11 protein-coding genes are annotated in these 12,609 nt (G+C 58.3%); 7 read left to right on the top strand and 4 right to left on the bottom strand.

Translation table 11 applies throughout. The annotated features are described in order from the left end of the window. Positions 1-263 precede the first annotated feature (263 nt). From dbpA to yccS, 3 genes are all read left to right on the top strand, one after another. On the top strand, positions 264-1,649 hold the full coding sequence (gene dbpA / locus JFT86_RS09105; RefSeq protein ID WP_201236491.1) for an ATP-dependent RNA helicase DbpA: 1,386 nt from the start codon (positions 264-266) through the stop codon (positions 1,647-1,649). Between the two features lie 143 nt (positions 1,650-1,792). Then, a complete protein-coding gene (locus JFT86_RS09100; RefSeq protein WP_201236490.1) occupies positions 1,793-2,971 on the top strand; it encodes an NAD(P)/FAD-dependent oxidoreductase in 1,179 nt (392 codons plus the stop codon). A gap of 229 nt (positions 2,972-3,200) precedes the next feature. Continuing rightward, on the top strand, positions 3,201-5,393 hold the full coding sequence (gene yccS, locus JFT86_RS09095; RefSeq protein WP_201236489.1) for a YccS family putative transporter: 2,193 nt from the start codon (positions 3,201-3,203) through the stop codon (positions 5,391-5,393). 112 nt (positions 5,394-5,505) lie between these two features. Here yccS and JFT86_RS09090 read toward each other — a convergent pair whose 3' ends face one another. Next, positions 5,506-6,243 (bottom strand): transporter substrate-binding domain-containing protein, encoded by a 738-nt coding sequence (locus tag JFT86_RS09090; RefSeq protein ID WP_201236488.1) that lies wholly within the window; start codon positions 6,241-6,243, stop codon positions 5,506-5,508. Between the two features lie 256 nt (positions 6,244-6,499). Here JFT86_RS09090 and JFT86_RS09085 point away from each other — a divergent pair, with 256 nt between their 5' ends. Beyond that, positions 6,500-6,952, top strand: coding sequence for a GNAT family N-acetyltransferase (locus tag JFT86_RS09085; RefSeq protein ID WP_201236487.1), 453 nt, complete (start codon positions 6,500-6,502; stop codon positions 6,950-6,952). 115 nt (positions 6,953-7,067) lie between these two features. Here JFT86_RS09085 and JFT86_RS09080 read toward each other — a convergent pair whose 3' ends face one another. From JFT86_RS09080 to JFT86_RS09070, 3 genes are read right to left on the bottom strand one after another with little or no spacing between them, the layout of a single operon-like run. Further along, on the bottom strand, positions 7,068-7,364 hold the full coding sequence (locus tag JFT86_RS09080) for a winged helix-turn-helix domain-containing protein (protein ID WP_003229005.1): 297 nt from the start codon (positions 7,362-7,364) through the stop codon (positions 7,068-7,070). Positions 7,365-7,387: 23 nt separating this feature from the next. After that, positions 7,388-7,882 carry a M48 family metallopeptidase gene (locus JFT86_RS09075; RefSeq protein ID WP_201236486.1) on the bottom strand — a complete coding sequence of 165 codons (495 nt, stop codon included), beginning with the start codon at positions 7,880-7,882 and terminating at the stop codon, positions 7,388-7,390. Between the two features lie 44 nt (positions 7,883-7,926). Next, the gene (locus JFT86_RS09070) at positions 7,927-10,050 is read right to left on the bottom strand and encodes an EAL domain-containing protein (RefSeq protein WP_201236485.1); all 2,124 of its coding nucleotides are present in this window, start codon (positions 10,048-10,050) and stop codon (positions 7,927-7,929) included. Positions 10,051-10,370: 320 nt separating this feature from the next. On the opposite strand from JFT86_RS09070, the gene JFT86_RS09065 reads away from it, so the two are divergent. The 3 genes from JFT86_RS09065 (at position 10,371) to JFT86_RS09055 (ending at position 12,491) form a co-directional block, all read left to right on the top strand. Beyond that, the gene (locus JFT86_RS09065; protein ID WP_201236484.1) at positions 10,371-11,039 is read left to right on the top strand and encodes a polysaccharide lyase family 7 protein; all 669 of its coding nucleotides are present in this window, start codon (positions 10,371-10,373) and stop codon (positions 11,037-11,039) included. A gap of 226 nt (positions 11,040-11,265) precedes the next feature. After that, positions 11,266-11,691 carry a hypothetical protein gene (locus JFT86_RS09060; RefSeq protein WP_201231559.1) on the top strand — a complete coding sequence of 142 codons (426 nt, stop codon included), beginning with the start codon at positions 11,266-11,268 and terminating at the stop codon, positions 11,689-11,691. 437 nt (positions 11,692-12,128) lie between these two features. Then, entirely contained in the window at positions 12,129-12,491 is a 363-nt protein-coding gene (locus JFT86_RS09055; protein ID WP_201236483.1) for a DUF6124 family protein, read from the top strand. Positions 12,492-12,609 lie beyond the last annotated feature (118 nt).

Here is a 12,609-nt window from a genome sequence, read left to right as displayed (position 1 = left end):
GGAGCATCTGTGGTGAGGGGATTTATCCCCGATGGGTTGCGAAGCAGCCCTGAAACCAGCCACCCCGGTGCATCAGGCTGATTGTATTCAAGCTATTTGGGGCTGCTGCGCAGCCCATCGGGGATAAATCCCCTCACCACAGGTTTATCTTCAACCTGTGCGAGCCTGGGGGACGGGTTTTAGTCGCTGTTCGTCCAGAACTTTCGAGGAAAGTGGCACGGGGCTGCTACACTGCGCGACATTTTGTTTTGCAGGCCAGTCCCGTGACCACCATCGCCACCGCTTTTAATACTCTGCCGCTGTCCGCCGCCATGCTGGCTAACCTCGAATCGCTCGGTTATAGCCAGATGACGCCGATCCAGGCGCAGAGCTTGCCGGTGATCCTCAAGGGGATGGACCTGATCGCCCAGGCCAAGACCGGCAGCGGCAAGACCGCCGCGTTCGGCATCGGCCTGCTCAACCCGATCAATCCGCGCTACTTCGGCTGCCAGGCGCTGGTGATCTGCCCGACCCGTGAGCTGGCCGATCAGGTTGCCAAGGAAATCCGTCGTCTGGCCCGTGCCGAAGACAACATCAAAGTCCTGACTCTGTGCGGCGGCGTGTCGTTCGGCCCGCAGATCGCTTCGCTGGAGCACGGCGCGCACATCATCGTCGGCACTCCGGGGCGTATCCAGCAGCACCTGCGCAAGGGCTCGCTGGTCCTCGACGGCCTGAACACGCTGATCCTCGACGAAGCCGACCGCATGCTCGACATGGGTTTCTACGACGCCATCGAAGACATCATCGTCAAGACGCCAGAGCGCCGTCAGACCCTACTGTTCTCCGCCACTTACCCGGTGGGCATCAAGCAACTGGCTTCGAAGTTCATGCGCGATCCGCAAACGGTGAAAGCCGAAGCGTTCCACGATGACACGCAGATCGAGCAGCGTTTCTACGAGATTTCCCCGGAAGACCGTATGAGCGTGGTGACCAAAGTCCTGCACCACTTCCGCCCGGCTTCGTGCGTGGCGTTCTGCTTCACCAAGCAGCAAGTGCAGGAAACCGTCGATCACCTGACCGCCAAAGGCATTTCCGCCGTCGGCCTGCACGGCGATCTGGAACAGCGTGACCGCGATCAGGTGCTGGCGATGTTCGCCAACCGCAGTACTTCGGTACTGGTCGCCACCGACGTTGCCGCCCGTGGTCTGGACATCGATGCACTGGACATGGTGATCAACGTCGAACTGGCCCGCGATTCGGAAATCCACATTCACCGCGTAGGCCGTACTGGTCGTGCTGGCGAAAAAGGCATTGCGATCAGTCTGGTCGCACCGGGCGAAGCGCATCGCGCGCAAGCCATCGAGCAACTGCAAAAAGCGCCGCTGAACTGGGATCAGGTCGACAACCTCAAGTCTCAGGGCCTTGCCCCGCTGCAACCGCCGATGACTACCCTGTGCATCGGTGCTGGCCGTAAAGACAAAGTACGTCCGGGCGACATTCTGGGTGCATTGACCGGCGATGCCGGCATCCCGGGTGCTCAGGTCGGCAAGATCGCGATCTTCGACTTCCAGGCTTATGTAGCCGTAGATCGCACCGTGGCCATGCAGGCGTTGCAGCGTTTGAACGACGGCAAGATCAAGGGCCGTTCGCTGCGCGTCCGCATTTTGTAAGAACAACGTAGTTCCCCTGTAGGAGTGAGCCTGCTCGCGATAGCAATCTGTCAGCCAACCTCTAATGTTGAATGACACACCGCCATCGCGAGCAGGCTCACTCCTACAGTTCGTTTTGTGGTGATATTTCAGAGGACACCGTTTTGCGCTCTACCGAAGTCGTGATCATTGGCGCTGGCGCCGCAGGGTTGATGTGTGCACTGACCGCCGCCGGGCGTGGGCGTCAGGTATTGCTGCTCGACCATGCAAACAAGGCCGGCAAGAAAATCCTGATGTCGGGCGGTGGCCGCTGCAATTTCACCAACATGTACACCGAACCGAACAATTTCCTCTCGCAGAACCCGCACTTCTGCAAATCCGCACTGGCGCGCTACACCCAGTGGGATTTCATCGGCATGGTCGGCAAGCACGCGGTGCCATACCACGAGAAAAAACTCGGCCAGCTGTTCTGCGATAACAAGTCCAGCGACATCCTCGAAATGCTCCTGACCGAGTGCGATCAGGTCGGCGTCGAGTTACATCTGGACACCTCGATTCAGACCATCGAGAAAGTCGAAAACGGCTACCTGCTCGACACCACCCTCGGCCAGGTCCAGTGCCAGTCGCTGGTCATCGCCACCGGCGGGTTGTCGATCCCGACGCTGGGCGCCACCGGTTTCGGTTATCAGGTTGCCAAACAGTTCGGCCACGAGTTGCTGCCGACTCGCGCCGGCCTGGTGCCGTTCACCATCACCGATCAGCTCAAGGAACTGTGCACCGAGTTGTCCGGGACGTCGGTGGATTGCCTGGTCAGCTGCAACGACCAGAGCTTTCGCGAGAACATCCTGTTCACTCACCGCGGCCTCAGCGGCCCGGCGATTTTGCAGATTTCCTCGTTCTGGGAATCCGGCGACACGGTCGAGATCAACCTGCTGCCGGATCACGACGCGGCGAGCTGGTTGCAACAGCAAGTGGCCGAGCGCCCGAACAGCGAACTGAAAACCCTGCTCGGCGAAATCTTCACCAAGAAGATGGCCAATTTGCTGGCGGACAACTGGTTCGTCTCCAAGCCGATGAAGCAGTACACCCACGCGGAACTGGCGGAGATCGCCGACAAGCTGGGCAGCTGGAAAGTCGTCCCGGCGGGGACTGAAGGTTATCGCACCGCCGAGGTAACACTCGGTGGCGTCGATACCCGCGAAGTGTCGTCCAAGACCATGGAATCGCTGAAAAGCCCGGGCCTGTATTTCATCGGCGAAGTGCTCGACGTCACCGGGCATCTGGGCGGCTTCAACTTCCAGTGGGCCTGGGCCTCGGGCTACGCCGCTGCGCAGTACGTCTGAGCCAGAGCCAAACACAAAACCCTGTAGGAGTGAGCCTGCTCGCGATTGCAACCTGTCAGTCAATAATTTGGTGACTGACACACCGCTATCGCGAGCAGGCTCACTCCTACAGGGGTTATGCGTGATGCAGTCAGGAACACTTTTTGCTGTCAGATGTGATCGGCGCCATTGCGTCGGCGTCATTACTGGCTCAATTTAGCGGCATCGCCTCGGAAGGCCTTCGCACTTCATGTCCTCGACCTCGTTTCGTCAGTCTTTGCGGCGCCTGTGGGCGCTGGATAAATTCAGCTACAGCGTGCGGGTGTTCATCGCCCTGACCGGCAGCATGGCGCTGTGTTGGTATCAGGATGAAATGGGCCTGCTGATCCCGTTATTCCTCGGGATCATCGCCAGCGCTTTGGCGGAAACCGACGACAGTTGGCAGGGCCGCCTCAACGCACTAGCCGTGACGCTGGTGTGTTTCAGCATCGCCGCGCTGTCGGTGGAATTGCTCTTCCCCTACCCCATCGTTTTCGCGATTGCCCTCGCGTTGGCAAGCTTCGGCCTGACCATGCTCGGTGCGCTCGGCGAGCGTTATGGGGCGATTGCCTCGGCGACCTTGATTCTTTCCGTGTACACGATGATCGGCGTCGATCAGCGCGGCGGCGCCGTCACCGATTTCTGGCACGAACCGATGCTGCTGGTCGCGGGTGCCGCGTGGTACGGCCTGCTGTCGGTGTTGTGGCAGGCGATGTTTTCCAATCAACCGGTGCAGCAAAGTCTGGCGCGCCTGTTCCGTGAGCTGGGTTTTTACCTGAAGCTGAAATCCTCGCTGTTCGAACCGATCCGCCAGATGGACGTCGAAGCCCGACGTCTGGAACTGGCCCAGCAAAATGGCCGCGTCGTGGCGGCACTGAACAGTGCCAAGGAAATCATCCTGCACCGGGTCGGCAACGGTCGCCCCGGCTCGAAAGTCAGCCGCTACCTGAAGCTGTACTTCCTCGCCCAGGACATCCACGAACGCGCCAGCTCCTCGCACTATCCCTATAACGCGTTGGCCGAAGCGTTCTTCCACAGCGACGTGCTGTTCCGCTGCCAGCGCCTGCTGCGTCAGCAAGGCAAGGCCTGCCGGGCATTGGCCGAATCAATCCAGATGCGCCAGCCGTTCATCTACGACGCCAGTTTCGCCGAAGCCCTCAGCGACCTCGACGCCTCCCTCGAACACCTGCGCATCCAGAGCAACCCGGCCTGGCGCGGACTGCTGCGTTCGTTGCGCGCACTGGCCGCCAACCTCGGCACCCTCGACCGTTTGCTCAGCGATGCAAGCAACCCCGATGCCTTGGCTGATGCGACCGACAGCAGCCTGCTCGACCGCTCGCCACGCAACCTCAAGGACGTGTGGATTCGCCTGCGCACGCAACTGACGCCAACTTCGCTGCTGTTCCGCCACGCCCTGCGTTTGCCGCTGGCATTGAGCATCGGCTACGGCATGGTGCATTTGATTCACCCGTCGCAAGGCTACTGGATCATCCTCACCACCCTGTTCGTCTGCCAGCCGAACTACGGCGCCACGCGGCGTAAACTCGGTCAACGGATTTTCGGCACCGCCATCGGCCTGACCGTAGCGTGGGCGCTGTTCGATCTATTCCCGAGCCCGTTGGTGCAGTCGTGCTTCGCCATCGCCGCCGGGGTGGTGTTCTTTACCAACCGCACCACACGCTACACGTTGGCGACGGCGGCGATCACCATCATGGTGCTGTTCTGCTTCAACCAGGTCGGCGACGGTTACGGGCTGTTCCTGCCACGACTGTTCGATACCTTGTTGGGCAGCCTGATTGCCGGCCTGACGGTATTGCTGTTTCTGCCCGACTGGCAGGGCCGACGTCTGAACAAAGTGCTGGCCAACACCCTGACCTGCAACAGCATCTACCTGCGCCAGATCATGCAGCAATACGCCGCCGGCAAGAGCGACGACCTCGCCTATCGGCTGGCCCGCCGCAACGCGCACAACGCCGATGCGGCGCTGTCGACGACGCTGGCGAACATGCTGATGGAGCCGGGGCATTTCCGGAAGGAAGCGGATGTCGGTTTCCGCTTTCTGGTGCTCTCGCACACTTTGCTCAGTTATCTGTCAGGACTGGGTGCGCACCGCGAGACGCAGTTACCGGCCGATGTGCGTGAACATTTGATTGATGGCGCCGGAGCGAAACTGGCGACGAGCATCGACGAAATCGCCCAGGGGCTGGCGAGCAAGCAGCCGATTGCGATTCAGAGTGATGAAGAAGAAGCGCTGGCCAATGAGCTGGAGCAGATGCCCGATGAGATCGATGAGGGACAGCGACTGGTGCAGACGCAGCTGGCGCTGATCTGCCGGCAGTTGGGACCGTTGCGCACGCTGGCGGCGCACCTGATCAAGGACACCAGTGAGGTTAGTGCTGGCTGACAGGACGCTATCGCGAGCAGGCTCACTCCTACAATTTGGAATGCATTCCCCTGTAGGAGTGAGCCTGCTCGCGATAGCGTCATCAGCCACACAGAAAATTCTGGATCAGCCCTCACATCCCATGCTGTCTCAGTAATCGGTCATAACTGCCATCCGCCTTCATCGCCGCAATCGCTCGGTCAAACCCCGCAACGATCTGATCATGCTGCGGATTCTTCAGGCTCACCAAGATGTGCAAGCTGTTCTCGCTCAAAGGCTTGGGCAAGAACTCCACGGCATTGCGCACCTTGGCGGACTCCCGCGCCAAGTAGTACTTCGCGACGAATTCATCTTCCAGCGTCAGCTTGACCCGATCCGCCGCGAGCATGCGCACCGCCATCGCGAAGTTATGCACAGGGACTTTTTGCAACGCCGTGTCCGCATCGAACGGCGATGAATACGCGTAGCCACGCACCACCGCAATCGGATAGGTGTGCAGTTGCTGCAAGTTGCTGTACTCGAGGGGCGTGTCTTTGCGCTTGAGAAAGCGAATGCGATTGAGCAGGTATTCAGCGGAAAACTGCCCGAGTTTTGTGCGTTCGTCGTTGTACCAGGCATTGACCAGCACGTCATAACGCCCTTCGCCGACACCCAGTAACGCCCGCGCCCACGGCACTTGTTCATAACCGCTGGCATAGCCGGCTCGGGCCAGCGCGGTGCTGACGATGTCGGTTGCCAGGCCGCCATTGACCAACGTGTCGTCGGTAAAGGGCGGCCAGATATCAAACACCAGCCGCAGCTTCTCCGCTGCAGCGTTCTGACCCAGCAAGAGCAATCCGATCAAAGCAAAGGCTCGATGCAATCGCGGCATGCTTGAAAATCCTTAGCGGGCGGGTTGCCCGGCGTGTTTTTCAGTCAAAACCCCAAGGCCCCTTACCGGCAAAACCCAGGCCCTAACATTAGCTCATTGAAGCCAGTGCACAGCGCTCTCCAGCAGATTACACAAAGAAGACACTGTCGCGAGAAAGGAATGATGGCATTTTGACCTTTGTCACAGACTCTTACGCCATACAGACTTCTTCGGCCGCTGCGCTTAGTATCGGGCGACGCTTTCAAGGAATCGGAAAATGACAATCGAATGGGTTTGCAAACATCACAGTGATTTGGGCAAAGAACAGTTGTATGCGCTGCTGAAACTGCGTTCGGAAGTGTTCGTGGTCGAGCAGAAATGCGTTTACCCGGACCTCGACGGCCAGGATCTTGAAGGCGATACCCACCACTTGATGGGTTGGGAGGATGATCAGTTGATGGCGTATCTGCGCCTGCTGGATCCGGAATCCCAGGGCGGCGACGTAGTGATCGGCCGCGTGATCACCGCACCGCAAGGGCGCGGCAAGGGGCTGGGCCACGAAATGATGGAGCAGGCGCTGAAACAGGCCGAGAAACATTGGCCACAGGTGTCGATCTATCTGTCGGCGCAGGCGCATTTGCAGGGGTATTACGGCAAGTACGGGTTTGTGGTGGCGGGCGAAGAGTATGTGGAGGACGGCATTCCGCACATCGGGATGCGCCGCCCTTAAGGCCCTCATCGCGAGCAGGTTCACTCCTACAATTTATCGCACTCCGTCGGGAGGAACTCGGTCAATTGTAGGAGTGAGCCTGCTCGCGATGGCATCAGCTCGGTCACCGCTGAACTCAGGGATATTCCAGCACAGCCTTGATCTGCCGCAGATTACGCTCGATCCACCCCCGATCAATCGCCCCCCACTCGCGAATCCGATAGCGCCCGGCATGATTGCGCGCGCCCTCTTCCTGCTCGAACTCGCAGACGATATCCAGATCCGCCAACGCCGCAATCGTATCCTGCGCCGTGCGCCGGGGCATGCCGGTTACTTCGGTCAGCGCCGGCACACTCGGCGCCAGACCGCTGTCGATCAGGTACGCCACGTACAGGCGGCGGTAAAAGCTGCTTTTGGTCTTGCTGACGTCCATCACACCTTCCTTGTTGCGTACTGTTAAGCCTGCATATCCCGCCACGTCAGGTACACCCGCAGATCAAACTCGACCTGGTGATACCCCGGCAGCATGTGCTCGCACAATTTATAAAACGCCTTGTTGTGATCCGACTCTTTGAAATGCGCCAGTTCATGCACGACGATCATTTTCAGAAAGTCAGGCGCGGCCTCCTTGAACAGCGAGGCAATACGAATCTCTTTCTTGGCCTTGAGCTTGCCGCCCTGCACCCGTGAAACCGTGGTGTGCAAACCGAGGGCACGGTGAGTCAGGTCGAGGCGGTTGTCGAACAGTACTTTGTCGATGGCCGGGGCGTTGCGCAGATATTCCTGTTTGAGATCCAGCGCGTAGATGTACAGCGCCTTGTCGCTCTGCACATCGTGGCGCCCCGAATAACGTTGATCCAGGTATTCACCCAGACGCCCGTCGGCGATCAGTTGGCGCACCTGATCCTGAAGTTGCGCGGGATAGGCCTGAAGGTACTTCAACACAGTCATGGACGAGCGACACGCTTAAAAAAAGGTGCGCCAGTGTAGCGAATTCAACCGGGCAACGCGCTCCAGTCGAACGGCTCGGCGAAGCTTGCAGCCTCCTCGGCGATCAGTGGTCGCGCGACGAGGAAGCCTTGCACGTACTCGCAACCATGCGCTTGCAGCCATTGGTATTGCTCGATGGTTTCGACACCTTCGGCAATCACCAGCAAACCGTATTGCTTGCACAGATTGATCACCGTGCTCACCAGCGAAGCGTCCCTTTCAGAGTCCGGCAACCGGGCGATCAGATGGCGATCGAGTTTCAGCGTATCGAGCTCCAGATCACGCAGGTGCGTCAGTGAACACGGCCCGGAGCCGAAGTCGTCCAGCGCCACTCTCACCCCGAGGTTGCGCAGCAAACGCAGTTGTTTGCGGGTTTCGTCGGGGTTTTGCATCAGCGCTTCTTCGGTGACCTCGACTTCAAGCTGCCGCGGCTGCAAAGAGTGCCGCTCCATGACCTGGCGCAACTCGGTGACCAGATTCGGCAGGCTGAACTGGGTGTTGCTCAAACTCACACCGAGCACCAGATCTTCGGCAAACAAGGTTTCCCAGGCTTTGCGCTGACCGGCACCGCGATGATAAATCCAGCTGCCGAGCCGGCTGATCAATCGCGCCTCCTCCAGCAACGGCAAAAACAGGCCCGGCGGAACATCGCCAACGCTTGGGTGCTGCCAGCGCAACAGAGCCTCAAAGCCACGAATCTGGCCGCTGTCGATGGCCACTTGCGGTTGATAGACCAGATTGAAATCGCGGTTTTCGATGGCCGTGCGCACGCTCTCCTCGAGCATCAGACGCGAGCGCGCCCGGCCATTCATTTCGTGATCGTAAAACCGATATTGCTGACGTCCGGCGCGCTTGGCCTCGTACATGGCGATGTCCGAGGCGCGCAGCAATCCGTCGAGGTTCGAACCGCAATCCGGATACGTCGCGATGCCGATACTGGCGCCGAGGGCGATATCCAGCCCCTCGATCTGCTGACAGATCGACACCCGTTCTATGAGCTTCTCGGCAATCTTCGCCGCTTGCTCGGGAAACTCCAGATCCAGCAACGCGGTGAATTCATCGCCACCCATGCGCGCAAGAATGTCGAACGGCCGCAGACACGCCTTCAACTGCTCGGACACCCAACGCAATACACGGTCGCCGGCATCGTGGCCAAGAGAGTCATTGACCCGTTTAAAACCGTCGAGATCCAGATACAACAACACCCAACTGCTGTCGCTGCGTTCACCGCGCAGCAGCAGGTTCTCCACGGTCTGGTAGAAACCGCGACGGTTGAGCAACCCGGTCAAGGGATCGGTCACAGCTTGAAACTCGAGTTGTTGGTGCAAGTGGCGCACCACCGACATGTCGAGAACCGTCACCACCATCGCCTGTTGTTCAGTGGGCAGCGCCGCGCAGGACAAGGCCACCGGCACCTGCTGGCCGGGCGCGGTGCGCAATAAGGCATCGTGAAGTCTCAGGGTTTCAGCGCGCTTGAAGCTTGCGTAAAACTCGGATTCGGCCCACAGCGGGATGTGTGGTTTCTGCAGATAATCGAGAAATTCCTTACCTTCCAACTCCTTCACCGGCGCATTGAGCAGGCGCGAAATGGCCGGATTGGCAAAGCGGATCAAACCGTCCGCAGCCACCACCAGAATTCCCTCGGCCGCGTTATCCAACACGGAAGCATTGAAGGCGCGCGCCAATTCCAGATCATGGGTCAAGCGCTGCAAGGCTCGGCGATTGCGCTGATGCTCCAGCAACGCCTGCACTTTCGGTTTGAGAATCTGCGGATCGAAGGGTTTGAACAGGTAATCCACCGCCCCACTGGCATAACCCTTGATTACGGCGTCCTGGGATTGCTCGTTGGCGGTAAGGAAAATAATCGGCGTGAGGCGCGTGCGCTGGCTGCCGCGCATCAGGCGCGCGACTTCAAAGCCGTCCATCCCCGGCATCTGCACGTCCAGCAGCACCAGATCGACGTCGTGTTCGAGCAAAAGATTGAGCGCCTCGAAACCAGAGGCAGCAGTCATGACCTGCCAATCCTGACGCTGCAGCAACGCGCGCATGCTGATCAGGTTTTCAGGATAATCATCAACGATCAAAAGGACAGAGCTGCCTTCACTTGGCGGGGGTTGCACGCATTCCATGCTGCTTCTCTTGTCGGGACTTCAGGCCGGTTCCGGTAAAAACCGTACACATACTGAGCCTTCACTCTAGTCGCGGATCCGCAAAAGCAGAAGCTGTCATCAGGCCATCATTTAACCAATGTCAGGTCTAGCCGACTAACGGTCACGCTGGAAGCCCCCGGAAACCGGCAAAGATGGCATTTCGACAGGATGTTGACGCCAAACGTCCGCCGGACGGCGGTTAACAAAAATTCCCTCTACGCTTATAAAGGCCGCCCCAAAACACGCGGGCTAGAGCTTCTGGCACGTGCGTGCAGTGAAACTTGAGTGGAAGAACCGACATGATCGATCTCGCAACCTGGAACCTCAGCGTTCCCGTTGGCAGCCCACCCTACACCGTCGAAACCTCAAAACTGGTGAATGGCTTCAAGGATCAGTACTTCCATTCCGACACCGGCACCTTGTTCTTCTGGTCACCGGTTACCGGGTCAAAAACCGAAAACGCCATCTACCCGCGCACCGAACTGCGCGAAACCTTCAGCAACGGCACGCTGCGTAACTGGTATTACCCGGACGCCGACAACCTGTTGCGCGCGACCCTCACGGTCAACAAAGTGCCGAGCTCCGGCAAGATCGTCATCGGCCAGATCCACGCCTATGAAAGCCAAAAACCGCTGGTCAAACTTGAGTACCAGTACAAGACCAAAACCGAAACCGGCAACCTGGTGATCAAAGTGCGCATGCACCCCGATGACGACGAAAGCCGCGTCATCACCCTCGCCACGGGCATCAAACTGGACAACGAATTCAACTACCTCATCCACTTGAGCCCCGGCGGCGCGCTGGGTATCAGTGCCGCGGGTTATCAGTGGGATTCACAGATCAGCGCCACCTGGCGCAACAAGCCGCTGTATTTCAAGGCCGGGGTGTATGTGCAGGACAACACCGGGTACACCAGCGAAGGTGGCCAGGTCACCTTCAGCAAACTCGACATCGATCACGACAAATAAACCACCCTCGTGTAGGAGCTGCCGCAGGCTGCGATCCTTTGACTTTTTTTTTTCAGAATCAGAAGCAGAATCAAAAGATCGCAGCCTCCGGCAGCTCCTACAGTTTGTGGATTTAAAAACCGTGGAAGCCAGCAAAATCGGTATAAAAACCTGTCAGACCTGACAGTTGGCGCTCTCAACGAATATCGATAGCGTGGGCCAAGACCATTGATCCTGGACCCACCCCATGAATAACCCGCTCGGAAAGTTCTGCAACGACGACAACAGCTTCTGCATCACCCTCTCTCATTTCGTCGAACAGAGCGGGCAGATCGGCGGTATCTGGGAGGAAGGTGGTCAGAGTTATCCCGTTACTGGAACCTGTTCCCAGCGAGACAACACCTACATTGACGTCCGGTTCACCACCCAACGCGCTGCCGTCATCGACAGTTGGCAGGGAGAAATCGACAGCCTTCAAGGCTCTCCAACCCTTAGCGTCATCCGCACGCGGGTTTTACAGTATGGGCGGCACTCCCTGACCGGTTATTACCTGAAGCAAAAGCCGCCGCACCCACAAGCGAAACCCCTTCAATCAAGTGCAACAAAACCGCTTCGCACAGGATTATTCCTTCAGTTCACACGCGAGAACATCGACGCCAAATCGCCTCTGTAGGCGCTGCTGCAGGCTGCGATCTTTTGACTTTGTTTTACAGAATAGAAAGCAAGATCAAAAGATCGCAGCCTTCGGCAGCTCCTACATTTAAACGGTGTTGTTTAGATCTGTAGGCGGTTATTTCCGGAAGCCTACAACAGCTTGCGTCGTTGCCTACGGGTACGCCAGAATCCGCCGGCTTGTGCGCCTGGAGGGCCATCGGTAACTTGGTTCGCGTCACTGATTTCCAGTGATCGGGTTTAGTAGCCCGTGGTGTTTTTCAGTTATGTGCCAAGCGCATCGGTCGGTTATTGCTACTGACTTGATGGTGGCTGTGTGCAGGGCGCCTCGGCGCGCCGGTTAATGCTGAATAACTCCCCGGTCTACTAACCTGCGCACAGCTGCCACCCTTCTTTTAGTAGAGGAGGCGAAGCGGCTCCATCAGGAGTTTTCAGCTTATGATCAAATCAACGCCGCATCCGCCGGTCACCGACCCGGCCTCCCCGTACGAATCCCCCAATTCCAAAAAACTCAACGACGCCGCCGAACGCGCCCTCGACCATTACCTCAATCCCGCCGCCTGCATCATGGCCAGCACCAACAAACCCGAACCCATGTACCTCGCCAACCCGAAGTACAACACCGAGTCCCTGCTGGCCAACGCCAGCGAAACCCTGGGCTCAGCCAGCGAAATGCTCAACAACTTCGCCGCCATGCTCGGTACCTCGCACCGCAAGACAGCGCTGGGCATCGCGCAGGTCGTGATGCTCGGTGAATTGGCGGTGAATCAGGCACTGGATCACGTTGAACTGAAGGAATAGTCGTCCACAAAAAAAACCGTCTCCCTCCAAGTGGACACGACCAAAAAATTAATCCGCCTTTTTTTCCTATATACAGGACTGGAATAAAAAATAAGAAAATAACGCGAAAGAATATATA

Source organism: Pseudomonas sp. TH06, from assembly GCF_016651305.1.
In the GTDB taxonomy this organism is placed as follows: domain Bacteria; phylum Pseudomonadota; class Gammaproteobacteria; order Pseudomonadales; family Pseudomonadaceae; genus Aquipseudomonas.
Note: the sequence above shows the minus strand (reverse complement) of the source record. Positions and strands in the feature narration are given on the sequence as shown.